This is a genomic window from Salinivibrio sp. PR6, from assembly GCF_001995955.1.
Lineage (GTDB): Bacteria > Pseudomonadota > Gammaproteobacteria > Enterobacterales > Vibrionaceae > Salinivibrio > Salinivibrio siamensis.
Genome location: NZ_MUFA01000002.1, coordinates 172,977 through 196,051, shown reverse-complemented (window position 1 = coordinate 196,051; position 23,075 = coordinate 172,977). Strand labels below are relative to the sequence as shown.

Below are 23,075 nucleotides of genomic sequence, written 5' to 3'. Positions count from 1 at the left end.
TTGTGGATCAGGCAACCATGACAATTCAAGATGTATTTCAAGACGGTGACCTCGCGGCCAGCGTCTCTCCCCAAACGCTAGTGGTAAAACTCGGCACCAGTGTGTTGACGGGCGGTTCTGCGCGCTTAGATCAGGCACACATGGTTGAGCTGGTGCGTCAATGTGCCCGTTTGCGGCAGCAAGGTCATCAGGTGATCATCGTATCATCAGCCGCGATTGCCGCGGGCAGAGAGCACCTCGGCTATCCAGTACTCGCTGACACGGTTGCCAACAAGCAAATGCTGGCTGCGGTGGGTCAGTGCCGTTTAATACAAACCTGGGAGCATTTATTTGGTTTGTACGGCTTTCAAGTCGGACAGATGCTGCTTACCCGGGCCGATCTAGAGCACCGTGAACGCTTTCTCAACGCGCGTGATATGCTTCAGGCCTTACTGGATAATGGTATTGTGCCGATTGTGAATGAGAACGATGCGGTTGCAACGTCCGAAATCAAGGTGGGTGATAATGATAACTTATCTGCCTTGGTGGCCATCCTCGCCGATGCAGACAAACTCCTCCTTTTAACTGACCAACCCGGCTTGTTCACGGCCGATCCGCGTTCAAACCCGGATGCCGAGCTGATTCGTGAAGTCCATACCATTGATGAAACCTTACGCAAATTAGCAGGTGGTAGCGTAGGGGGCCTGGGCACAGGTGGTATGGCGACCAAGCTTCAAGCGGCTGATATTGGCCGTCGAGCGGGGGTAGAGGTGACCATCGCCGCGGGGAGTAAGCCTGAAGTGATTCAAAAAGTCACCGCTGGGGATAACGCAGGCACGCGCTTTTTGCCCTTAGAAAGCCCCTTAGAAAGCCGTAAACGCTGGATCCTTGCTGGACCGCCACCCGCGGGGGATATTGTCGTCGATGCGGGCGCCATTACCGCCGTGACGCAAAAAGGTAGCAGCCTGTTAAGTAAGGGGATTGTTGCGGTGAAAGGGGCGTTTGCGCGTGGTGAAGTGGTGCGTATTCTCTCGGTTGAAGGAAAATGCGTCGCGCGCGGTATTTGTCGCTATACCGCCAGTGATTTGCGCCGTATCGCTGGCGCTCATAGCCAGCAAATCGCAGATATTCTTGGTTATGAATACGGTCCTGTCGCGATGCACCGTGATGACCTAGTCGTAGTAGACAATTAAAAGAGCAAAGACGGGGACACAATGAGTTTACAAAACATGGGCAAAGCAGCCAAAGACGCTGCGTACCAACTGGCCGTCACATCGACGAGCAACAAGAACCGAGCACTCGCCATTATTGCTGACGAGCTGGATGCACAGCAAAGTGCAATATTAGCCGCCAACCAAAGCGATCTCGCCGCCGCTCGTGAGGCAGACATGGATCCTGCGATGTTGGACCGTTTAACCCTGACCCCAGACCGTTTAACCAATATGGCGAGCGATGTGAGGCAAGTGATTGCGCTGGCCGATCCTGTGGGCCAAATGCTTGATCATAAGCTGCTTGAAAACGGCATGTCATTATCAAAGCGCCGTGAACCGCTAGGAGTGATTGGGGTCATTTATGAGGCGCGCCCGAATGTCACCATTGATATCGCGGCATTGTGCTTAAAAACGGGCAATGCCGCGATTCTGCGGGGAGGGAAAGAAACCTTCGCGACTAACCAGGTACTAGTGAAAGTGATACAAACTGGGTTAGAGAAAGCGGGGCTGCCGCATGCCTCGGTGCAATATATTGAAAAACCTGATCGTGCGCTGGTCTCTGAGTTACTGACTCTTGATGATTATGTCGACATGATCATTCCACGCGGTGGTGCCGGACTGCACAAAATGTGCAAACAAAACAGTACCATCCCTGTGATTATCGGGGGGTTTGGCATTAGCCACTTGTATGTCGATCACAGTGCCGATCTTGATAGAGCACCCGATGTGATCCTCAATGCCAAGACAGACCGCCCATCCGCCTGCAACGCGCTAGACACCTTGCTGGTTCACAAAGACGTGGCAGCACAATTATTCGCTCGCTTGCTGACGGCGTTTAATCAGCATGGGCTGCACATTGTCGCCGGATCAAGTGCGCTACCGTATCTGGATGGCGTGGCGAAACTGCGTGAGGCGCAATCAGGAGACTTTGATACGGAATGGCTCGGGCCAACCCTTGGAGTGGTGGTGGTTGATAGTGTGGATGAGGCACTCGTGCATATGCGTGCGCACAATGCCAGCCATTCCGATGCCATTTTGACCAACGACTTGCAGGCGGCAGAAACCTTTATTAATGGTGCCGGCTCGGCGGCAGTGTACGTCAACGCCTCAACGCGCTTCACCGATGGTGCGCAGTTTGGGCTTGGGGCAGAAGTAGCGGTTTCGACGCAAAAGCTGCATGCACGTGGCCCGATGGGGCTTGAGGAGCTGACTACCTATAAATGGGTGGGGCGTGCGGACTATTTATCACGTCACTGAGTACCCAAGGTAACCGATAATAAAAAACCGCTAGTCTGGCTAGCGGTTTTTTTGTCTCAACAGCTTGGGCGTTTATTTAATTTCCACGCCTTTTGCCTGTAGATCGGCATGGTAGGAAGAGCGAACAAAGGGGCCGCATGCGGCATGCGTAAAGCCTAAATCAAGAGCAATGTCTTTCAGCTCGTCAAACTCTTCAGGCGGGACGTAACGCTCTACTGGCAAGTGGTGGCGGCTTGGTGCCAAGTACTGGCCAAGCGTGAGCATGGTGACGCCGTGAGCACGCAAGTCCTTGAGAACCTCGATGATCTCTTCTTTGGTTTCACCCAAGCCCATCATCAAGCCCGATTTGGTCGGCACCTCTGGATGCATCTCTTTGAACTTTTTCAGCAGATCCAGCGACCATTGATAGTTGGCACCAGGACGCGCTTTTCGGTACAACCGTGGCGCTGTTTCTAAATTATGGTTGAAAACATCGGGTGGGTTGTTTTGCAAGATATCGAGTGCGCGATCCATACGGCCACGGAAGTCAGGAACCAGTGTTTCAATTTGGATCTCTGGATTGAGCGCGCGGATTTCTCGGGTACAGTCAACAAAGTGTTGGGCGCCCCCGTCACGTAAATCATCACGGTCAACCGAGGTAATGACTACATAGCGCAGTTTCATGTCTTTGATGGTTTGCGCCAGATGCTTTGGCTCTTCGCTATCAGGGGCGACGGGACGACCGTGGGCAACATCACAGAAAGGGCAACGGCGGGTACAAATCGCCCCGAGAATCATAAAGGTTGCCGTGCCGTGACTAAAGCACTCCGCCAAGTTAGGACACGATGCCTCTTCACACACGGAGTGAAGGTTGTTTTTACGCATCGCGTCTTTAATTTCTTTAATACGCGCAGTCTCAGCTGGGAGTTTGATCTTCATCCAATCAGGCTTGCGCAGCACTTCTTTTTGCTCGGTCGGCATATTTTTGACCGGGATAAGCGCCATTTTGTCGGCGTCGCGGTACTTAACACCGCGTTCCATCTGAATCGGTTTGCTCATAAATCGCTGCTTTCCGTTGTAAACTCAACCTCAGAGTACGTCAGCTGTTGAGTTAAAGTGTCTACCAGCACAGGTTGAACGTCCTCGAGCGTGACTTTGCCAACCTGATCGCTCAGTTGCGTCATGGCCATACCAGCGTAACCACATGGGTTAATACGCTGAAACGGTGATAAGTCCATATTGATGTTGAGTGCCAGTCCATGGAATGAGCACCCGCGACGGATACGGAGCCCAAGAGAACATATTTTTGCGTCGTTAACGTAAACACCGGGCGCATCTGGGCGGGCGTAAGCGTCAACGTGGAAGTGTGCTAGTGTGTTCACCACAATATCTTCAATATGGCTCACGAGCGCTCGCACACCGACTTTTTTACGTTTGAGATTAATCAGGAAATAGGCGACGAGTTGCCCTGGCCCATGATACGTCACCTGTCCGCCGCGATCTGATTGTACGACAGGGATGTCGCCTGGGACCAACACATGTTCCGTTTTTCCCGCTTGTCCTTGGGTAAAAACCGGATCATGCTCAACCAGCCAAACTTCATCACGCGTATTGTCGTCACGCCGATCGGTGAAGTGGCGCATCTGTTCCCAGACGCGGAGATACGGTTGACGGCCAAGGTGCCTTACAACGAGTTGGTGCTGCAAACCCATTTCCCATGTTGTTGTCAGTGGCGATATTATAGAGGCTGGCAGCGCGATTTAAAGCCGCCAGTCGTGTGGGTATTCGAATTAGAGCACCATGCGGACGATGTCAATTTCACCCAGCTCTTTATAGAGGATTTCCACTTGCTCAATGGAGGTCGCCTTAATGGTGATCGACACCGAGTGATAGGTACCCTTGGCACTGGGCTTGACGGCTGGGCTATAGTCGCCTGGCGCGTGGCGTTGGATCACGGTCAATACATGATCGGGTAGCTCAGGTTTTGCCTGGCCCACCACCTTGTAGGTGAATTGGCAAGGAAACTCCAACAGATCTTTTAATTTCGGTTGCTCTTGCATGTTAACTCCCAACTGCAGGCTGATAGAGGCACGCGTTTGTGCGATTGATCACGATTAACGCGAAATACTAATCTGCCAAGCGCGAGAAAACAAGCCGCCCACCAAGTTGGTGGGCGGCACAGAGAGGGATTAACCGACGAGGTTTTTAAACATCATCACGATGTAATCTATTAAGCGACTAAAAAGCCCGCCTTTTTCAACATCGTTTAGGGCGACAAGCGGGTATTCCGCCACATCTTCATCATCCACTTGATAGAAGAGTTTACCGACGACATCACCTTTACTGATCGGGGCTTCCAATGTGTTGTCGAGGACAAAACTGGCTTTCAGATCTTGCGCCTTGCCACGGGGAAGCGTGACAAAGGTATCTTCAGTGACGCCAAGCGCGACTTCGTCTGTATCACCCATCCAGACCTTCTCAGTCACAAAGGTTTCGTTGGCTTTATGGGGGGCCACGGTCTCGAAGAAGCGGAAACCATAGTTGAGGAGTTTTTTGCTCTCTGCTTTGCGGGCGTTGGCGCTCTTGGTGCCCATCACCACCGAGATAAGACGCATGTCGCCTTCAGTGGCTGAGGTGACCAAGTTGTAGCCTGCACCGTCGGTGTGGCCAGTTTTGATACCGTCAACGTTCAAGCTTTTATCCCATAGCAAGCCGTTGCGGTTGTATTGCGTGATACCGTTGTAAGTGAAGGCTTTTTCTTTATAAATACGATATTCCGCAGGCACATCGCGAATCAGGGCTTGGCCGAGCAGCGCCATATCGTACGGTGTGGTGTAAAGATCTTTGGAGTCCAAACCGTGAACATTGGAAAAATGGGAGCTGTCCATACCTAGGGTTTCGCCCCAGCGGTTCATCAAGTCGACAAAGGCGTCTTCTGACCCCGCAACATGTTCAGCCATCGCCACACAGGCGTCGTTGCCTGACTGGATAATAATGCCACGATTGAGGTCGGCCGCTTTCACCGTGGTACCTACTTCGATGAACATCTTCGAAGAGCCGGGAAAGTTTTTGGCCCACGCATTCTCACTAATGACGACGTCATCATCCATTGAGATATTGCCACGCTCAACTTCCTGACCAATTACGTAACTGGTCATCATTTTCGTCAAACTGGCAGGATTAAGGCGTTGATAGGCGTTGTTTTCAGCCAGTACCTCGCCAGAATGATAATCCATCAATACGTAGCCTTTGGCGGCAATTTGCGGCGCATCAGGGACAACAGCAGGTGCGGCTTGAGCGGTAGCAGAGGCGAATAAGGCTGCAGAAAGCAGTGTACGCATGCGGAAAACGGTTTTATTCATCATTGTTAGTACTTATGTCGGTTATCGATGTCGATACTGTGCCCTCACTATACCAAATTGCGGATAGAGGGACAGGCTCGATTTCTTTAACTTATTGATTGTTTGTTTTAGCACTTGTGACAGATGTGTCGCCATTAACAAGTGCTTCGGTGACGATAAATGCCCCCGGCAACTGATGCTGCTTTGCCGTGCGCATCGCTTGTTGCGCTTGGTCTCGATCATAAAAAGGACCAAAGCGAACACGATACACGGTATCACGGCGGGCGATATGTGTAGGTAGACCATGGGTCTTCGCCAATTGTTCCGCTTTTTGATTGGCTTTTAGGCCATCAGAGAGGGCAGCCAATTGCACATAGTAGGCATGATGGCGAGCGGAATGCCACTCGTCATCCGCTGGTTTACTCGGTGAGAGTAGACGCAGTGACACGGGGGCTGTCCCCGTCTTTAATACATCCAGCTTCTTGGCCGCGGCATAACTCAGGTCTATCAAGCGCTTATTGTGAAAGGGCCCGCGGTCATTGACGCGCACAATGGCCTTTTTACCATTATTTTGGTTGGTGACTTCCACGTAACTGGGCAGGGGAAGGGTTTTGTGCGCGGCTGACATGGAGTACATATCATACACCTCGCCATTGGAGGTACGATGGCCATGAAACTTCTCCCCATACCAGGAGGCAATGCCCGCCTCTTGGTAGCCTTTTGGATCGCGTAAGATTTGGTAGCGCTGACCATTTAACGTGTAATCTTTGTTACCCGCGAGGCTGTAAGGCTCATACCTGGGTTGGGCGTTTTCTGCGTGAATAACTTGTGGCACCGTCTCGGGTGCTTTATCACTTTGCATGTCGTAGCGACCTTGCTGGCTGCTGCATGCACTTAATAAGACGATAGCGCTAGAAACGATAATAGCTCGCATGTTTATGCCCTGGATAACATTTTACGATGAGTGTGGATAGACATCAGAATGCCAAAACCGGCCATCAGTGTGACCATTGAGGTGCCGCCATAGCTGATAAGTGGTAAGGGTACCCCAACCACAGGAAGAATGCCGCTGACCATGCCAATATTGACAAAAACATAAACAAAAAAGCTTAACACGATACTGCCAGCCATCATTCGGCCAAATGCCGTTTGGGCGCGGCTGGCGAGCATTAGCCCTCGGCCGATCAAAAAGAGGTACAGGGCTAACAAGACACAGACACCGATCAACCCCCATTCTTCAGCGATAACGGCGAAAATAAAGTCTGTGTGTCGCTCAGGGAGAAACTCCAATTGAGACTGTGTCCCTTGTAGCCAGCCTTTGCCGCTTAAGCCACCAGAGCCAATGGCAATTTTAGATTGAATGATGTGATAGCCTGCGCCCAAGGGATCGGACTCTGGGTTAAACAGGGTCAGCACGCGGGTACGCTGGTAATCATGCATTAGGAAAAACCAGAGTACAGGGACAAAACTGGCCAGCGCAATCACCGCTGCTGTGATAATTTTCCAGCTTATTCCGGCCAAAAACAGCACGAACACCCCAGAGGCGGCAATCAGTATTGAGGTACCCAAATCTGGCTGCTTAGCAATCATAATGGTGGGCACAAACAATAACACTAGGGCGATGAGCAAGTGAGTAAATTTGGGGGGGAGCGGATCTTTGCCAATAAAGCGGGCAAGCATGAGCGGTACCGCAAGTTTAATGATCTCTGAGGGTTGGAAGGTGACCACTCCGAGATCAAGCCAGCGCTGCGCGCCCTTTGCGGTTTCGCCAACCAATAGAACCGCTGCCAGTAACACCACCCCCACGGCATACAAATAGGGCGCCCAAAACTCATAGTGGCGCGGCGGCACTTGGGCGAGGGCAAACATGACCGCGAGTGCCAATAGCATTCGGATCGCCTGGCGCTCCATCATCACCATGCTTTGGCCACTGGCGCTATACATCACCACTAGGCCGAAGCCCATCAGTAACAAAATGCCCACGAGCATGGGTAAGTCGAGATGCAAGCGATCGAACAAAGAGCGTTTCGCGCTGACTTGGGCAAGTGAACTCATTGTTTGGCCTCTTTGGTCTCTTTGTCTTCTAACAAGATATGGTCGAAGATCCGGCGGGCAATGGGGCCCCCGTTGCTCGAGCCCCCCCCTGCGTTTTCCAGTACCATAGAGACCGCGACTTCCGGGTTTTCAAAGGGGGCAAAGCCGATGAAAAGTGCGTGGTCTCGCAGGTGTTCAGCAATTTCGTCTGCGTTATATTCTTCATCTTCACCCAGCCCGAAAACCTGTGCGGTGCCTGACTTACCGCCCGATAAATACTCCGCCGAGCGGAATGAACGACGCGCGGTCCCTTTGCGACCGTGGTTAACCAGTTGCATACCTTTGAGGCCGACGTCCCAATACTTATCGTCGACCCCTTTAATCGGTGGAAACGGCTCGGCGTCGGGTTTGTGGGTACCGTGTTCATCGCGTGTTTTATTTAACAGTTTGGGGGCTTTGACTTCGCCACGGTTGAGCAGCACGGTCAAGGCTTTGACGATTTGCATCGGGGTGGCAGTCCAATAACCTTGCCCAATTCCGACGGGAATCGTGTCACCTTTATACCAGGGTTGGCGGTAGCGACTCATTTTCCATTCACGGTTAGGCATATTAGCGCTGCTTTCTTCTTGAATGTCGATGCCTGTGTATTGGCCAAAGCCAAATTTTTCCATCCACATAGAGAGTTTATCGATCCCCATGTCATAAGCGATTTGATAGAAGAAGGTATCGACCGACTCCTCGATCGACTGCACGATGTTTACCCGTCCGTGTCCCCAAGGGAGCCAGTCACGGAAAGGGCGCGTATCCGAGTTAGGGATCCGCCAATAACCAGGGTCGTTACGCGTGGTCTTGGTGGTGATAACGCCTTCTTCTAGCGCGGCGACAGCAATGAAAGGCTTCACTGTGGAAGCTGGCGGGTAAATGCCTAGGGTAGCGCGATTCACCAAGGGACGATCTTTATCATTGAGCAGCTGCCGATATTGGGCACCGGAAATACCATGTACAAATAAGTTAGGATCGTAGCTAGGCGTTGACACCATCGCCAGGACGCCCGAGGTGTCAGGGTCGACCACCACCACCGCGCCTCGTCGGTCACCGAGGATACCGCGCACGTAAAGTTGCAGGTCAATGTCGAGATTAAGAATCAGATCCTTACCCGGTTGCGGCGGCACATATTTAAGCGTACGTATTACACGGCCACGGCTGTTCACCTCAACTTCTTGGTAGCCCGCTTTACCATGCAGTGTTGATTCGTAGTATTTCTCTATCCCCAGCTTGCCAATATCACGGGTTGCTTTGTAGTTATTGAGCACCCCTTTTTGCCTGAGTTTGGCAATATCGCGATCATTGATTTTGGCGACATACCCGAGCACATGGGTCAGTGCATCGCCGTAAGGGTAATGGCGCTTTAAGTAGGCTTTGATTTCCACCCCAGAAAATTGATGCTGGTGCGCGGAAAAAATCGCGACTTCTTTATCGGTGAGCTGTGTTTTCAATGCCACGGCATTAAAACGTCGCGAGCGGCGACGCTCTTTTTGAAAGCGCGTAATGTCTTTGTCGGTCAATGAGAGTAAGTCTTTTAGCTGGGCGAGGGTTGCCGGCATATCATCGACTTGCTCAGGCGTCACTTCTAAGTGATAAACGGGGCGGTTTTCAGCCAGCAATTTCCCATTGCGGTCATAAATGAGGCCACGGTTAGGCGCCACCGGGACGACTTTAATGCGGTTATCGTTCGAGCGGGTTTGGTAGTCTTGGTGTTCGGTCACCTGAATATGATAAAGGTTGGTTAGCAGCACCCCAACCAACGCCATGATACCGACAAAGCAGACGATAGCGCGTCGCACAAACAAGGCCGCCTCGGCGCTGTGGTCTCGGATTTCAACTCGTTGGCGCTTCATCTTTGCTTATTCTCGATGATACGGGTGATTGGTGGTCAAGCTCCACGCTCGATATAGGCTCTCGGCCATAATGACGCGTACCAGCGGATGGGGGAGGGTCAGTGGCGATAGCGACCAGCTTTGCTCCGCGGCCGCTTTACACTGTGGTGCTAGCCCCTCTGGCCCACCGATCAAAATGGCGACATCGCGGCCATCAAGTTTCCACTTTTCCAACTGGTTAGCCAATTGCGGTGTGTCCCAAGGCTTGCCGGGAATATCGAGTGTCACAATGCGGCTACCACGGTTGACGGCCGCCAACATCGCTTCCCCTTCTTTTTGCAAGATACGGGTGATATCGGCATTTTTGCCCCGCTTGCCAGCAGGTACCTCTACCAGCTCGAGTGGCATATCTTTTGGAAAGCGGCGTTGATATTCTTCAAAGCCTTGCTCCACCCATTTGGGCATTTTATTACCCACCGCAATCAATTGGATTTTCATGGTTTAGTTCCAGAGTTTTTCCAATTGGTAGAGTTGGCGTTGCTCCTCTTGCATGACATGCACCATAACGTCACCTAAATCGACCACAACCCATTCGCTGTCATCTTGTCCTTCCGTGCCGAGAGAGTCGATATCGACCGCTTGGGCCTGTTCACACACATGCTCGGCAATGGAGGCAACATGACGGCGAGAGTTGCCGGTGCACAGCACTAAAAAGTCGGTAATACATGATTTGTCGCGTACATCCAGAGTCACAATATCGCTGGCTTTTAACTCATCGACCTTATCGGTCACAAACTGTTTTAACTCGTTAGCTTGCAAAGAAAACCTCTATGTGTTGCTGATGGTCTTATTAGGCCAGTATACCATTTGCTAACCCGTTGGACACGCTAGGGCGTGAGTGGTTCGGACGCTTGGCACATGAGTGCACAAAAATAATGCAGATCTGGCCAAGGGTCGCTACCAAAGTCCGTTTTTAGCCTGATCTCTAACTGTGCTAAGCGGCGTAGCAGTGCGGTTAATCGGGCTTTGTTGAGCCGATTGAGAGCGGCGGTGAGCATGGGACGACGTGTTTGCCATACACGAAGTTGGTCAAAGATGGCATTCAGCGGCCTGCCTTTTTGCCCCTGCTCGTGAATGGTATACAACTGTTTGAGCTCCTTTTGGATCAGTCGTAAAAGGAGAGTGGGCTCTTCACCTTCAGCATGCAGTTGCTCAAGTATCCGTTGCGCGCGTTGTGCCTTTCCTGCTAGCAGCGCATCGGTGAGCTGAAAGGGTGTAAAGTGATGGTGGCGTGACAGGGCACTCTCTATGCGTGGCAGGGTTAAGGCGCCATCCGGATAGAGCAGTTGTAGAATGTGCAGGCTTTGTACCAATGCCAATAGGTTTCCTTCATGCCATTGTGCTAACAACTGTAGCGCTGGTTGGTCTGGCTTTAGCCCTAACTGGCGACACCGTTGCTCAATAAAACGCGGGAGTTGACGGGCATCCGGGGTATTGCACACCACGTATAAGCCGTGTTGGGCGAGCGCTGAAAACCATTTAGCGCTTTCTTGCTTCTTGTTGAGTCTTTCCCCTTGCACCAATAGGAGGATATCAGGATGCAGATAAGCGGCCAGCTCGGTAAGCTGCTTGGCTTGCGTGCTGGTGAGGCCATTATCAGGGCAGGAAAGTTCAATAATTTGCCGAGAAGCAAACAAGCTAAGCGCTTGACAGCAGTCGATAACCTCTTGCCAATCTAGTTGCCCATCGATGACAAATTTATGATGCTCTTCAAAACCTTGGGTGCGTGCCGCGCTTGTAATGGCGTCACGCGCTTCGAGTTTGAGTAATGGGTCGGAGCCAAAGACCAAGTAAGTTTGGCGCAGCGGTTGATTGAGCTGCTGCGCCAATTGGTCGGGATAGGTTCTCATCATTGCGCGGTATTCGTCTCGGTTTGTCGCGTTTCGATGATCACGTTGGGCTCTGTTGGCGTTTCACCTTGCTCGAGCTTCTCCATGGCCGCTTGTTCGGCCTGTTGGCGTTCAAACTCGGCGATATCGCCTTTTAATTGGGAAAGTTGACGCATAATTTGCCGAGTGGCTTCTGTACGCATCTCAGCGACTAACTTATCTTCTTCCACCGATTTTGCCAGCGCTGTCAGCGGGTTATCTAGGAAATTACGGCTTAAGGTGGTGTTGTAGGTATAACTGCCTTTATCAGGCACGGTGACGCGATAGCGCGCGACATAGCGAAACTCTTTCTCCGCCACGCGGCTGTTTTGATAAAGCGATAGCGTCTGTTCGCTATTGCTTTCACCGAGCAAGTGGATATTGGCCACGTCCTTGGAAGGGGAGACAAGATCGACCTTGTGTTGACGCAAGGCATTTCGCATTTGCCGGGTGAGCTCACCATAAGGGTCAAAGCTCGTTAACGACACCTTATCAACCTCATCGGGCAGGTTGTAGCTGCCACGCAAGGCAAACCCGCAAGACGCGATGGTCAAACAGACCATCGCGACAAGCAGGGAGCGAAGCATTGTCTTAAACAGATTCACTCCATCGCTCCTTGTTAGTTGGCAACAATGTTAACCAGCTTGCCAGGTACATAAATCACCTTGCGCACGGTTTTGCCTTCGGTAAATTTCACCACGTTTTCATCTGCCATCGCTTGGGCTTCCACTGCGTCTTTCTCCGCATCTGCGGCGACGGTGATCTTGGCGCGTAGCTTACCGTTGACTTGGACGATAATCAGCTTTTCGTCCTCAACCATGGCTTCTTTATCTGCCTCTGGCCACGCTGCGTCATCAATGTGGGTCTCACCCAATGCATTCCACAGGCTAAAGCAGATATGTGGGGTAATGGGGTAAAGCATTAGCACCACCGCTTTGAGGGCTTCGTCGAGCACCGCGCGGTCTTGTTCGCTTTGTTGTGGGGCTTTCACCAATCGGTTCATTAGCTCCATAATCGCCGCGATGGCGGTGTTAAAGGTTTGACGGCGCCCCATGTCATCACTGACTTTCGCAATGGCTTTGTGCACCTCGCGGCGCAGCGCTTTTTGCTCATTGGTGAGCGCGCTAGCATCCAGTGCCACGACAGGTCCTTGTTGGCTGTGCTCGTAAACCAGTTTCCAGACGCGACGCAAGAAGCGGTGTGACCCTTCAACCCCTGATTCTTGCCACTCCAGCGTCATATCCGCAGGCGCGGCGAACATCATGAACAGGCGCACCGTATCAGCCCCGTACTTCTCGACCATAAGCTGCGGATCAATGCCGTTGTTTTTAGACTTCGACATCTTGGTCATGCCCGCATGGGTCACCGCATTGCCTTGGCTGTCTACCGCATTAACAATTTGCCCTTTGCTGTCACGCTCAACGGTGACGTCGGTTGGCGAGACCCACACGCGCACGCCTTTGTCATCGGTATAGTAGAAGGCATCAGCCAGTACCATGCCTTGACAGAGCAGTTGCTTGAAGGGTTCATCGCTATCGACCATGTTTTCGTCACGCAGCAACTTGTGGAAGAAGCGTGAGTAAAGCAGGTGCATACAGGCGTGCTCAATCCCACCAATATACTGATCGACAGGCAGCCAATAGTTGGCAGCGCTTGGGTCGAGCATCTGATCGGCCTGCGGCGAGCAATAGCGTGCATAGTACCAAGACGATTCCATAAAGGTATCGAAGGTGTCGGTTTCACGCAGCGCAGGCTCGCCTTGATACTGGGTTTGTGCCCATTGCTTGTCAGCTTTAATCGGGCTTTGCACCCCGTCCATTACTACGTCTTCTGGCAGGATAACCGGCAGCTCATCCGTCGGGACAGGCACCACGTCACCGTCTTCGGTGTTCAGCATTGGGATAGGCGCGCCCCAATAACGCTGACGAGAAACGCCCCAGTCACGTAAGCGGAAGTTGACCGTTTTTTGCCCTTTACCCAAAGACTCAAGCTTAGCGGCAATCGCATCAAACGCGGTATCAAAGTCTAAGCCATCGAATTCACCAGAGTTAAATAGCTTGCCTTTTTCGGTATGTGCTTGCTCAGACAAATCAGGTGCGTTGCCATTTTCATCCAGGATCACAGGCTCAATATCGAGGCCATATTTGCTGGCAAATTCAAAATCGCGTTGGTCGTGTGCAGGCACGGCCATGACTGCGCCCGTCCCATAATCCATCAACACGAAGTTGGCGACAAAGATAGGTACGCGGCGGCCGTTTAATGGGTGCGTGGCGTACAAGCCCGTCGCCATGCCCTTTTTCTCCATGGTGGCCAGCTCAGCTTCCGCTACCTTGGTGTTACGGCACTCTTGCACAAACTCCGCCAAGGCTGGGTTGTTCTTGGCCGCGGCATCGGCCAGTGGGTGACCGGCGGCAATACCGACATAAGTCACCCCCATCAGGGTATCAGGGCGGGTGGTGTAGACGCCCAGCGCAGGATGATCGCCCTCAACATCGAAGGTCAGCTCAACGCCTTCTGAACGGCCAATCCAGTTGCGCTGCATGGTTTTTACCATCTCTGGCCAACCATCCAGTTTGTCGATGTCTTGCAGCAGCTCTTCTGCATAATCGGTGATTTTGATAAACCACTGTGGAATTTCTTTTTGCTCAACCGGGGTATCGCAGCGCCAGCAGCAGCCTTCATGCACCTGCTCGTTCGCCAACACGGTTTGATCGTGTGGACACCAATTCACTGACGAGGTTTTTTTGTATACCAAGCCTTTTTTATAAAGCGTGGTAAAGAATTCTTGCTCCCAGCGGTAGTAGTCAGGGCTACAGGTTGCGATTTCGCGATCCCAGTCGTAACCAAAGCCCAGCATTTTCAGCTGGCCTTTCATGTAATCAATGTTTTCATATGTCCAAGGTGCAGGGGCGGTTTTGTTTTTGATAGCGGCCCCTTCGGCCGGCAAACCAAATGCGTCCCAACCAATAGGTTGCATCACATTTTTGCCTTGCAGGCGCTGATAACGCGAGATCACATCACCGATGGTATAATTACGGACATGCCCCATGTGAAGTCGGCCACTGGGGTAAGGGAACATAGAAAGACAGTAGAATTTTTCTTTGTTAGGGTCTTCATGAGCCACAAAGGTTTTATTGTCGTCCCAATGGGCTTGAACTTTTTGTTCAATATCTTGCGGGCTATATTGTTCTTGCATCGATGGCTTCCGAGATTCTGTGAGAAAGGTAAAACCTGAAAGAGAAATATCGTCATAGAATAACGAAAGGCAGAGACCGCAACAACACTTGAATCAGGACAGAACCATGAATAAAGAGAAAGAACCGCAACAAAGTATCATTGAGCGGGTAAAAGAGGCACTGGAAAACAGTCCAGAGGCTTTGTCTCGCTGGGTCGAGTTGTCTGATCAATATCTCAAAGCAGCTGCGGATCTTACCAAAGATGAGTGGGCGCTGATTGAGGCTTACTTCAAGCGCGATGTGAAAGCGTTTGGTGAGCAGTACGACAAATCTCAAGGCGAAGACATGGACAGTCAGGTGTTTAACGATCTGATTGCCAACTCTATTTGGGAACAGCTGGCAGAAATCACCGATCGCACTCAGCTAGAGTGGCGTGAAGTGTTTGACGACCTTCAGCACCATGGCGTGTATGAAGCGGGTGAAATTGTTGGGCTGGGCGTATTGCAATGTGAGCAGTGCCACCACCAGTCACGCCACAGCCGGGTGGATGTGATTGCGCCTTGTAGCAAGTGTGGCCACCGGTATTTCTCTCGCCGCCCGTACCCGGTGTAAGCCAAGCACGGTGCTTGGCTTAGCCGAGGCGGTTAAGATACCAAGGGCGAGGATAACGGTCAGTTATCAGTCAGACGAGGCGTTATCTTTGCCCTCAAAGCGTTGGCGCTCTTCGCGTTCCACTTGAGACAGGCGTGGCAGTTTTAGCCCTTGTGATTTTCCCATCCAACGCGCGAAGACGATATTGCTGGCGAACGCACAGGCGACCAAGACAAGCTCGATAGCGGCCAACCAGCGTTCCCCCTCATCGACATAAATAAGGGTCAATGCGTGCAAAAAGTAAAACATCAAAATAAAGTTCGCCCACGCATGAGTAAAGGCCTTTCCTTTCAAGATCCCCGGTAGCGGAAGGAGCAGCGGGATGGTCCAGCCGATCGTTACCGCCCAAGCATTGAGGTGTGGGTGGGGCGATAAAGACGCATGCCAGATTATTACCCAACCAATCAGGCCGAGGTTACTCAATAGCGAGAGCCTACGCATTAATGCAAGCCGAGAGTCAGTCACAGTACTATCCTATTGTCCCAAGTGGTGGTGAAAGGTTTGTGCAAAACGTGCAAGACGTTGACCTAAGGTTTTGGCGATTTGTTTCTCGTCTGCGATTAAAGGCAGGTTCGGCTCTGCCACACTCGACGCACCATAAGGCGAGCCGCCACCTTGCGTGGTATGTAGCGCCCGTTCGCTATGTGGCACACCGAGCAACACCATACCATGATGAAGCAGTGGCACTGTCATGGTGAGCAGGGTGGTTTCTTGTCCGCCATGCAGCATTGATCCGGCGCCAAACACGGCTGCAGGTTTATCAATCAGGGCGCCTGATAGCCACTCCCCACTGGTACTGTCGATAAATTGCTTCAAAGGCGCGGCCATGTTGCCAAAACGCACCGGACTGCCGAGGGCTAGGCCATGACAGTCCAGCAAATCTTGCCGAGTGACAAACGGGTCTTTCGCGGTTGTGTCTGGCACTTGGCCATCAGGGTAAGCGGGCAGCTCGGGCACCGTGCGCAATACCGCTTCAGCGCCTTGCGCCTCGATACCACGGGCGACTTGCTGGGCGAGTTTGCGTGTATTCCCAGAGCGGCTGTAGTAGAGCACTAATACTTTCGTCATTTTATTAGCGTGAGGACGTTTTCAGGTGGACGACCAATGACCGCTTTTTCGCCCTTGACGGCGATTGGACGTTCGATCAATTTGGGATTGTTAACCATGGCGTCGAGTAATTGCGCTTCGTCCACGGAGGCATCGCCCAAGTTTGCCGCTTTATAGTCTGCTTCTTTGGTTCGCATCATCTCCCGAAACGAGCTGAGTCCGAGTTGCTGTTTTAACATCGTCAACGCCTCAGCAGACAAAGGGGTGTCGAGATACTTGATGATGGTCGGCGTGACACCGTTGGACTCCAACAACTTGAGGGTTTCACGACTTTTTGAACAACGGGGGTTGTGGTAGAGGGTTATAGCGGTCACAACAATGATCCTTTTTGAGTGAATTAACGGTCGCTAAGCGCTTTAAAGCGGGCTTGTTGGCGACGAAGTTGATCAAGACGCGCATCATACCGTGCCTGCGCCAAGCTACCTAGTTCTGCGAGCTGGGCGGCTTGGGTATAATTGCGAATGGCTTTGTCCCATTGTCCGCGTAAGGCATACCGCTCACCTTGGGCGGCCAGCTCACCGTCTCGATGCGTCCCGGTACTTTCGTACGCTTGTTGTAACAAAAACCAACCGTTGCTGTCATCTGGATGCTGGTGTGTATATCGTTCCAGCATGGAGATCGCCTCGCCTCCTCGCTTGGCTTTGACGAGGGTATAGGCACGATTGAGCAATAATACGCGGTTATTAGGCTGATGGTTCAATGCGTTTTCAAGGCGCGTCAATGCCTTGTCGTACTGCTCCTCACCGATGTTTAAATCGGTCATCGCATCAAGGAAAAATCGATTATTAGGTTGCGCCTTGATAAGTGGGGTTAATTTTTCTCGCGCATCGTCAAAACGACGGGCATCAATATCAAGCAACGCCATCCCGTAGTTGAGGCTTTGCTTTTCGGCCGGCGAGGCCTCTTTATGACGCCGTTCAAACCAATCCATCGCCGAGCGACTGGCGATGCCGCTATATCGCGCGACGATACGGGCGCGCGCGAGTTGATAATCGGGCGAGACAGGTACCCGTTTTTGTGGGTATTGGCGGGCACGAGCGCGAGAATCAGTGATCCGTGAAGCCGGTAAAGGGTGGGTGCTGAAGTACTCGGGCATTTGGCTGGCGTAACGGTACTCATCCGCCAACCGTGAGAAAAATCGCGGCATGGCTTGCACGTCAAAATCAGCACGTGCGAGGGTTTCAATGCCGATCCGATCAGCTTCTTCTTCATTGCGACGGGTGAAGTTTATTTGGTTTTGCATACTGCCCGCTGTCGCGGCGTGTGCCGCTGCAATCCCTGCTTCGGGAGAGGCAATCGCGAGCATCAACGATCCCACTAAGGCGGCGACGGTCAGCGGCGAGGTTTGCGCTTGCTCCTCCATGCTTCTTGCAAGATGACGCTGGGTGACATGGGCGATTTCGTGGGCCATCACCGATGCCAATTCGCTTTCCGTTTTTGCATGGAGGAACAGCCCAGAGTGCATGGCCACGTAGCCACCGAAAAAGGCAAAGGCGTTGATTGCCTGATTATCGATTAAAATAAATCGAAAGGGTGTGCGAACATCGTTGGCATTCGCCACCAGTCGATGGCCCAAGCCATTAATATACTCGTTGAGCAGAGGATCGCTGATGATGGGCTTGCTGGCTCTTAGCATCCGCATGTAGGCATCACCAAACTCTTTCTCTTTGGCAACCGATAAGGTACTGACGGCGGCGGTACCGATATCAGGTAAGTCACTTTGATATGACTCAACACGTGCCGACACAGGTGCGCTCGCTAAAACCCCCGCTAGTGCATAACAGAGCAGGCGGCGAGCTTTGTTGCCTTTGTGAAAGCCAAGTGCGCGAGATGACATAAGTATGATGACCTTTAAATGCAGGGTGTACTTAGGTACAGACCGATAAAACCCGTTAGGGTTTCGTTGGCGTTCTATCTAATGTCCATTACAATACTGACGATAATACCGACCGGTGAGCCAGAATGGAATCTCAAACACTTGATTTGCGAGAACATGTTTGTCCAATGGCGCTATTGCTGGCAAAGCGCGCCGCCGCGTTATTGCAGTCAGGTGAGCAATTGGTGATTTTACTCGGTGATCAAGGGGCGAAAGACGATATCCCCAAGTATTTTAAACGCGAAGGCTTCAGCATGAGGTGGTTAGACACGCCAGCTTCGCGGCTACTCATCACAAAGAAATAGCGGGCTTTTTATGTTTGATATGTTACATCGCTGGTATCGGCGACGTTTTTCTGACCCACATGCCGTGAGCCTGGTGGCGATCCTTCTTTTTGGTTTTATTACCATCTACTTTTTTGGCAATTTGCTCGCCCCATTATTGGTCGCGATCGTGATGGCCTATCTACTTGATTGGCCGGTAAATCGTCTCTGCCGGCTGGGTTTGCCCCGCATTTTGTCAGTGCTGGTGGTACTGACTGTGTTTGTTAGCTTAACCTTGATGGCGTTATTCGGGTTGGTGCCGACCATATGGAACCAGGGGGTCAGCTTGGTGGCCGATGTGCCAAATATGTTTAATAACATGCAAGCACTGATGCTGAGTTTGCCAGAACGCTACCCAGAGCTGATCAATCCCCATATGGTCAATACCTTTGTCGATACCTTGCAAAATAAAGTGCTCAACCTTGGCGAAACATTGGTAAAAGGTTCATTGGCGTCTTTGGTGAACTTAGTCGCGGTGGCGGTATACCTGATTTTAGTGCCCCTGCTGGTGTTCTTTTTGCTCAAGGACAAAGCACAAATGTTGGCGATGTTCAAAGGCTTGTTACCACGCAACCGTCGTCTTGCCTCTCGAGTCGGCCATGAGATGAATCAGCAGATCTCCAACTACATCCGGGGCAAAGTGACTGAAATCATTATCGTCGGGGTGACCAGTTATTTGACCTTTAGCCTGTTAGACCTTCGCTATGCGGTCCTACTCAGTGTGGCGACGGGCTTCTCTGTTTTGGTGCCTTATATTGGCGCGGCGATTGTCACCGTCCCGATAGCCATTGTTGCCTTGTTCCAGTGGGGGCTTGAGCCTGGTTTTTGGTATGTAATGATCGCCTATGGCGTTATCCAAGCGCTAGATGGCAATGTGCTCGTCCCCGTACTTTTTTCAGAAGCGGTGAATTTACATCCAGTCGCCATCATAATAGCCGTACTGGTTTTCGGTGGACTCTGGGGCTTTTGGGGAGTATTTTTTGCTATTCCATTGGCGACCTTAGTGAAAGCGGTGTGGCAAGCGCTGCCAGTGATTGAGCTGGATGACGATCCCAAGACAGATATTGAGTGATCCATCTTGTTTTCACGCCCCTAATAAAAGGGGCTGAGCGGCAGGTAAACATCGACACGTCGTGATCAGTTTGGCCCACAGAAGTAGTAATGAAAACAGGGTTGGCATGGCACAACACAGGCAAGAACAAACGCAAGTAGAAAAGTTTCGCGTCGCGGTGATAGGTGGCGGTGTTGCGGGAACCACAGCGGCAATGCGCTTGGCTGAGCGCGGGGTGGACACCCAGGTGTTTGAGGCGGGCACCGGCTTGGTGAGTGGGCCGCCAATTTGCCATCTGCACGCGGGCGGCAATTTGTATCGTGAAATTTCACTCGATCAATGCCTGACCTTACTCGAACAGTCGGTGGCCACGGTGCGCATGTATCCGCATTCGGTCAATCGTCGACCGACTGTCCTTGCCGTTCCTCAGCAAGACCCAGGCTCATTAGACAGTGTGATTGCACGTTTAGAAACCCTGCGTGAGCGTTATGCGCAATTGGTTGAGATCGATAGCGATAATAAAGTCATGGGTGAGCCGAGCGATTATTTCCGTTTGTATCAGCAAGAGGAACTGGAAGCATTGCGCGCTCAAGACTACCACAGCGTGATCGATGCTGCCGATCGATGGATGTGGCCCGTGGCGCAATCGCTCGATTTAAGTGCAATGAAATACCCTCTGGTCCTGGTGCAAGAATACGGGCTTAGCGTGTTTCGCTTGGCGGCAGAAGCGCAATTGACCCTTGCCGACGCGCCTCATTGTCAGCTTAATTTCAATCACAAAGTGATGGATACTCAGCCCATCTCGTCAGGGTGGCGGGTAACCTATCAAGACCAGTCAGGGCAGATACAGACCACCGACGTTGACTATCTTATCAATGCGGCCGGATTCCGCACGGGGACAATCGATGATATGGCCGGGTTTGGTCGCGAGCGTTTGGTCGAATACAAAGCCGCGTATATCGCGCATTGGACACGGACTGAGTATCAGTGGCCGGAAATCATTGTCCACGGTCAACGGGGCACCCCACAGGGAATGGCGCAGTTGACTCCTTATCCGGATGGTTTTTTCCAGCTGCACGGTATGACTCAAGACGTCACCTTGTTTGAGCGTGGTTTAGTGAAAAGCTCTGCGGAGTCAGCGCAACCGACTGTCGATGCACGTTATGTGAAAAACATCGATAAAGGCTGGGACTGGCAAGAAGTGTGTGAACGCACTGATCGTGCGATTGACCATTTTGGCCAGTGGTTACCGGCATTTAAACAGGCCGAAGTAGGTGGCAAACCCTTGTGTGGTGCGCAGCAAATCCCCGGGGATGATCCTTCGTTACGTGCCTCGGATGTGTCGTTTGATGGTGAACGTTATGCGCGTTTGGAAATTGTCAAAGCATCGTCGGCGCTGACGGCCATCAATAAAGTACTGACGCAATTTGAAGATTCAGGTTGGATATCTCCTACCTCTTATCAGCCATTGTCTCGCCCCAACACCGCGAAGATAATCGATACCGCTTGCGAGCTTGCGACACGCCGCGGATACCCTGAGGCGTTGGCAAAGCCTGTCGGCTAATCATACAAAAAAGCGCACGGTGTTCGTGCGCTTTTAGTCAGCAGCATGTAGGCTGCTTTGTCGCCAAAGCTAACGTGTCGCCAAAGCCAACGTGGACTGACGTTACGCTTGGTTTAAGTAATCAAGCACCACTTGGTGGTGATCCTTGGTTTTAAACTTATTGAACACATGTTCTATCTTACCGTCTTTGCCGACCAAAAAGCTTAGACGATGAATCCCATCGTATTCTTTGCCCATGAATTTTTTCGGTCCCCAGACTCCGAACGCATCGGCGACGGCATGATCTTCATCGCTCAACAGCGTGAAGTTAAGTGCGTCGCGTTCAACAAAACGGGCCAGTTTTTTCACCGGATCTGGACTTATGCCAAGCACCACGGTGTCAAGTGCATCCAACTCGGCTTTCGTATCGCGTAGCGAGCAGGCCTGCGTTGTACAACCCGGTGTCATCGCCTTTGGGTAGAAATAAACCAGAACACGTTTGTCGCCTTTGAATTGGCTAAGCGTGACGGTGTCGCCATTTTGATCTTGCAGTGAAAAATCGGGCGCTTGTGCGCCTTCGGTGATTGTTTGCATGCGCTGCGTTTCCTTTTTGTCGGTAAACCGAATTCACGATGATAGAGGGTGTTCGCGATTACGCAAGTTTTTGATAATAGGATCACTGACTTGACAGGATTTGACTGCCCATTGACGCAGACTCACCCCTTCCTCGATTATAACGATAAGACACATTACCTATCGATGAAAAAATGTCGATTAAGACATGCCTAGACGCAGGGTTATTCTTGTGTTTGCCCAGCGCCAAAAGTAACATTGCAAGCATCACTAATAAGGGAGACGAACATGGTTTCTGGAAGCATTGTGGCGCTCGTCACACCAATGGATGCACACGGCGAAGTTGATTACGTTAGCCTGGAAAAACTGGTCGAGTTTCATATCCAATCGGGCACTGATGCGATTGTCGCAGTGGGCACGACGGGTGAGTCGTCGACAGTAACCGTGGATGAGCACATTAAAGTTGTGCTGAAAACCTTGGAATTTGCTAACGGGCGTATTCCGGTTATTGCGGGAACTGGCGCCAATGCCACCCATGAAGCAATCACTTTCAGCAAAATGTTTGCTGGCTCAGGTGTGGCCGCCTGCCTAAGCGTGACCCCTTATTATAATAAACCGACCCAGGAAGGTTTGTTCCAGCATTACAAAGCCATTGCTGAAGCCACCGACCTGCCACAGATTTTATATAATGTTCCCGGGCGAACCGCGGTCGATATTCAGCCTGAGACAGTGGCGCGACTGGCGGCATTCGACAACATCATTGGTCTGAAAGATGCCACCGCTGATGTAAGCCGAGTGGCGATTCATCGGGAACTTTGTGGCGACGATTTCCTCTTATTCAGTGGCGATGATTTAACGGGCTTGGATTTTGTCTTGGCCGGGGGACACGGCGTTATCTCTGTAACCAATAATGTGGCGGCTGCGCAAATGGCTAAAATGATCAAACTGGCGCGCGCAGGTGAAGCAGAGCAAGCGCATGCTATTAACGAAACCTTGATCCCCCTACATCGTCACCTGTTTGACGAAGCCAATCCGATCCCTGTGAAGTGGGCAGTCCGCGAGATGGGCTTGATTGCGGATGGGCACCTTCGTCTGCCATTAACTGAGTTAAGCGAGCACTTGCGTCCAGATGTTCGTGAGGCACTGCGTGTCGCAGGTGCTGTTTAAGC

The 23,075-nt window shown here is 51.7% G+C and carries 23 protein-coding genes and 1 pseudogene; 7 read left to right on the top strand and 17 right to left on the bottom strand.

Annotation, left to right across the window (positions count from 1 at the left end; translation table 11 throughout):
• Positions 1-17 precede the first annotated feature (17 nt).
• Both proB and BZG72_RS02485 read left to right on the top strand, forming a co-directional pair.
• The gene (gene proB, locus BZG72_RS02490; RefSeq protein ID WP_077578638.1) at positions 18-1,172 is read left to right on the top strand and encodes a glutamate 5-kinase; all 1,155 of its coding nucleotides are present in this window, start codon (positions 18-20) and stop codon (positions 1,170-1,172) included.
• Between the two features lie 21 nt (positions 1,173-1,193).
• The gene (locus BZG72_RS02485; protein ID WP_077665991.1) at positions 1,194-2,447 is read left to right on the top strand and encodes a glutamate-5-semialdehyde dehydrogenase; all 1,254 of its coding nucleotides are present in this window, start codon (positions 1,194-1,196) and stop codon (positions 2,445-2,447) included.
• A 72-nt stretch (positions 2,448-2,519) separates the two neighbouring features.
• On the opposite strand, the gene lipA is transcribed toward BZG72_RS02485, so the two are convergent.
• From lipA to leuS, 12 genes and pseudogenes are all read right to left on the bottom strand, one after another.
• On the bottom strand, positions 2,520-3,485 hold the full coding sequence (lipA, locus tag BZG72_RS02480; RefSeq protein WP_046073741.1) for a lipoyl synthase: 966 nt from the start codon (positions 3,483-3,485) through the stop codon (positions 2,520-2,522).
• Positions 3,482-4,132, bottom strand: coding sequence for a lipoyl(octanoyl) transferase LipB (gene lipB / locus BZG72_RS02475; protein WP_158075435.1), 651 nt, complete (start codon positions 4,130-4,132; stop codon positions 3,482-3,484). Before lipB ends, lipA begins: the two co-directional genes overlap by 4 nt.
• Before the next feature lie 84 nt (positions 4,133-4,216).
• Complete coding sequence (ybeD, locus tag BZG72_RS02470; RefSeq protein WP_046073739.1) at positions 4,217-4,486, bottom strand: DUF493 family protein YbeD; 270 nt, start codon at positions 4,484-4,486, stop codon at positions 4,217-4,219.
• A gap of 129 nt (positions 4,487-4,615) precedes the next feature.
• Positions 4,616-5,767 carry a serine hydrolase gene (locus BZG72_RS02465; protein WP_369795687.1) on the bottom strand — a complete coding sequence of 384 codons (1,152 nt, stop codon included), beginning with the start codon at positions 5,765-5,767 and terminating at the stop codon, positions 4,616-4,618.
• A gap of 112 nt (positions 5,768-5,879) precedes the next feature.
• Positions 5,880-6,701 (bottom strand): septal ring lytic transglycosylase RlpA family protein, encoded by an 822-nt coding sequence (locus tag BZG72_RS02460; protein WP_046073738.1) that lies wholly within the window; start codon positions 6,699-6,701, stop codon positions 5,880-5,882.
• 2 nt (positions 6,702-6,703) lie between these two features.
• Positions 6,704-7,822, bottom strand: coding sequence for a rod shape-determining protein RodA (gene rodA, locus BZG72_RS02455; RefSeq protein WP_046073737.1), 1,119 nt, complete (start codon positions 7,820-7,822; stop codon positions 6,704-6,706).
• Complete coding sequence (gene mrdA / locus BZG72_RS02450) at positions 7,819-9,699, bottom strand: penicillin-binding protein 2 (protein ID WP_077665989.1); 1,881 nt, start codon at positions 9,697-9,699, stop codon at positions 7,819-7,821. Before mrdA ends, rodA begins: the two co-directional genes overlap by 4 nt.
• 6 nt (positions 9,700-9,705) lie before the next feature.
• Positions 9,706-10,176 (bottom strand): 23S rRNA (pseudouridine(1915)-N(3))-methyltransferase RlmH, encoded by a 471-nt coding sequence (gene rlmH / locus BZG72_RS02445; protein WP_077578611.1) that lies wholly within the window; start codon positions 10,174-10,176, stop codon positions 9,706-9,708.
• A 3-nt stretch (positions 10,177-10,179) separates the two neighbouring features.
• A complete protein-coding gene (gene rsfS / locus BZG72_RS02440) occupies positions 10,180-10,497 on the bottom strand; it encodes a ribosome silencing factor (protein ID WP_046073734.1) in 318 nt (105 codons plus the stop codon).
• Positions 10,498-10,565: 68 nt separating this feature from the next.
• Complete coding sequence (gene holA / locus BZG72_RS02435) at positions 10,566-11,588, bottom strand: DNA polymerase III subunit delta (RefSeq protein ID WP_046073866.1); 1,023 nt, start codon at positions 11,586-11,588, stop codon at positions 10,566-10,568.
• The gene (locus tag BZG72_RS02430) at positions 11,588-12,211 is read right to left on the bottom strand and encodes an LPS-assembly lipoprotein LptE (RefSeq protein WP_231637399.1); all 624 of its coding nucleotides are present in this window, start codon (positions 12,209-12,211) and stop codon (positions 11,588-11,590) included. Before BZG72_RS02430 ends, holA begins: the two co-directional genes overlap by 1 nt.
• A 32-nt stretch (positions 12,212-12,243) precedes the next feature.
• Positions 12,244-14,802, bottom strand: a pseudogene (leuS, locus tag BZG72_RS02425) (leucine--tRNA ligase); the annotation flags it as partial.
• A 106-nt stretch (positions 14,803-14,908) separates the two neighbouring features.
• Between leuS and BZG72_RS02420 the strand changes: the two are divergent.
• Positions 14,909-15,394: a zinc ribbon-containing protein gene (locus BZG72_RS02420; protein WP_046073731.1), complete on the top strand. Its 486-nt coding sequence runs from the start codon at positions 14,909-14,911 to the stop codon at positions 15,392-15,394.
• A 66-nt stretch (positions 15,395-15,460) separates the two neighbouring features.
• Here BZG72_RS02420 and BZG72_RS02415 read toward each other — a convergent pair whose 3' ends face one another.
• From BZG72_RS02415 to BZG72_RS02400, 4 genes are read right to left on the bottom strand one after another with little or no spacing between them, the layout of a single operon-like run.
• Entirely contained in the window at positions 15,461-15,874 is a 414-nt protein-coding gene (locus BZG72_RS02415) for a DUF2069 domain-containing protein (RefSeq protein WP_046073730.1), read from the bottom strand.
• Between the two features lie 33 nt (positions 15,875-15,907).
• Positions 15,908-16,501 (bottom strand): NAD(P)H:quinone oxidoreductase, encoded by a 594-nt coding sequence (gene wrbA, locus BZG72_RS02410; RefSeq protein ID WP_077578608.1) that lies wholly within the window; start codon positions 16,499-16,501, stop codon positions 15,908-15,910.
• A complete protein-coding gene (arsC, locus tag BZG72_RS02405) occupies positions 16,498-16,854 on the bottom strand; it encodes an arsenate reductase (glutaredoxin) (protein ID WP_077578607.1) in 357 nt (118 codons plus the stop codon). Before arsC ends, wrbA begins: the two co-directional genes overlap by 4 nt.
• Positions 16,855-16,877: 23 nt before the next feature.
• The gene (locus BZG72_RS02400; RefSeq protein WP_077665987.1) at positions 16,878-18,377 is read right to left on the bottom strand and encodes a beta-barrel assembly-enhancing protease; all 1,500 of its coding nucleotides are present in this window, start codon (positions 18,375-18,377) and stop codon (positions 16,878-16,880) included.
• A gap of 125 nt (positions 18,378-18,502) precedes the next feature.
• On the opposite strand from BZG72_RS02400, the gene BZG72_RS02395 reads away from it, so the two are divergent.
• From BZG72_RS02395 to BZG72_RS02385, 3 genes are all read left to right on the top strand, one after another.
• Entirely contained in the window at positions 18,503-18,721 is a 219-nt protein-coding gene (locus BZG72_RS02395; RefSeq protein WP_046073727.1) for a sulfurtransferase TusA family protein, read from the top strand.
• A gap of 10 nt (positions 18,722-18,731) precedes the next feature.
• A complete protein-coding gene (locus BZG72_RS02390; RefSeq protein ID WP_046073726.1) occupies positions 18,732-19,811 on the top strand; it encodes an AI-2E family transporter in 1,080 nt (359 codons plus the stop codon).
• A gap of 106 nt (positions 19,812-19,917) precedes the next feature.
• On the top strand, positions 19,918-21,354 hold the full coding sequence (locus tag BZG72_RS02385) for an FAD-dependent oxidoreductase (RefSeq protein WP_077605822.1): 1,437 nt from the start codon (positions 19,918-19,920) through the stop codon (positions 21,352-21,354).
• Positions 21,355-21,456: 102 nt separating this feature from the next.
• Here the strand turns inward: BZG72_RS02385 and bcp are convergent, their stop codons facing one another.
• Complete coding sequence (gene bcp, locus BZG72_RS02380; RefSeq protein WP_046073724.1) at positions 21,457-21,927, bottom strand: thioredoxin-dependent thiol peroxidase; 471 nt, start codon at positions 21,925-21,927, stop codon at positions 21,457-21,459.
• Positions 21,928-22,194: 267 nt separating this feature from the next.
• On the opposite strand from bcp, the gene dapA reads away from it, so the two are divergent.
• Positions 22,195-23,073, top strand: coding sequence for a 4-hydroxy-tetrahydrodipicolinate synthase (gene dapA / locus BZG72_RS02375; RefSeq protein WP_046073723.1), 879 nt, complete (start codon positions 22,195-22,197; stop codon positions 23,071-23,073).
• The last annotated feature ends 2 nt before the right edge of the window (positions 23,074-23,075 follow it).

Coding starts and splice junctions, on each gene's coding strand:
- proB (WP_077578638.1), top strand. CDS start 18: ATGACAATTCAAGATGTATTTCAAGACGGTGACCTCGCGGCCAGCGTC.
- BZG72_RS02485 (WP_077665991.1), top strand. CDS start 1,194: ATGAGTTTACAAAACATGGGCAAAGCAGCCAAAGACGCTGCGTACCAA.
- lipA (WP_046073741.1), bottom strand. CDS start 3,485: ATGAGCAAACCGATTCAGATGGAACGCGGTGTTAAGTACCGCGACGCC.
- ybeD (WP_046073739.1), bottom strand. CDS start 4,486: ATGCAAGAGCAACCGAAATTAAAAGATCTGTTGGAGTTTCCTTGCCAA.
- BZG72_RS02465 (WP_369795687.1), bottom strand. CDS start 5,767: ATGCGTACACTGCTTTCTGCAGCCTTATTCGCCTCTGCTACCGCTCAA.
- BZG72_RS02460 (WP_046073738.1), bottom strand. CDS start 6,701: ATGCGAGCTATTATCGTTTCTAGCGCTATCGTCTTATTAAGTGCATGC.
- rodA (WP_046073737.1), bottom strand. CDS start 7,822: ATGAGTTCACTTGCCCAAGTCAGCGCGAAACGCTCTTTGTTCGATCGC.
- mrdA (WP_077665989.1), bottom strand. CDS start 9,699: ATGAAGCGCCAACGAGTTGAAATCCGAGACCACAGCGCCGAGGCGGCC.
- rlmH (WP_077578611.1), bottom strand. CDS start 10,176: ATGAAAATCCAATTGATTGCGGTGGGTAATAAAATGCCCAAATGGGTG.
- holA (WP_046073866.1), bottom strand. CDS start 11,588: ATGAGAACCTATCCCGACCAATTGGCGCAGCAGCTCAATCAACCGCTG.
- BZG72_RS02420 (WP_046073731.1), top strand. CDS start 14,909: ATGAATAAAGAGAAAGAACCGCAACAAAGTATCATTGAGCGGGTAAAA.
- BZG72_RS02415 (WP_046073730.1), bottom strand. CDS start 15,874: ATGCGTAGGCTCTCGCTATTGAGTAACCTCGGCCTGATTGGTTGGGTA.
- wrbA (WP_077578608.1), bottom strand. CDS start 16,501: ATGACGAAAGTATTAGTGCTCTACTACAGCCGCTCTGGGAATACACGC.
- BZG72_RS02400 (WP_077665987.1), bottom strand. CDS start 18,377: ATGTCATCTCGCGCACTTGGCTTTCACAAAGGCAACAAAGCTCGCCGC.
- BZG72_RS02395 (WP_046073727.1), top strand. CDS start 18,503: ATGGAATCTCAAACACTTGATTTGCGAGAACATGTTTGTCCAATGGCG.
- BZG72_RS02390 (WP_046073726.1), top strand. CDS start 18,732: ATGTTTGATATGTTACATCGCTGGTATCGGCGACGTTTTTCTGACCCA.
- BZG72_RS02385 (WP_077605822.1), top strand. CDS start 19,918: ATGGCACAACACAGGCAAGAACAAACGCAAGTAGAAAAGTTTCGCGTC.
- bcp (WP_046073724.1), bottom strand. CDS start 21,927: ATGCAAACAATCACCGAAGGCGCACAAGCGCCCGATTTTTCACTGCAA.
- dapA (WP_046073723.1), top strand. CDS start 22,195: ATGGTTTCTGGAAGCATTGTGGCGCTCGTCACACCAATGGATGCACAC.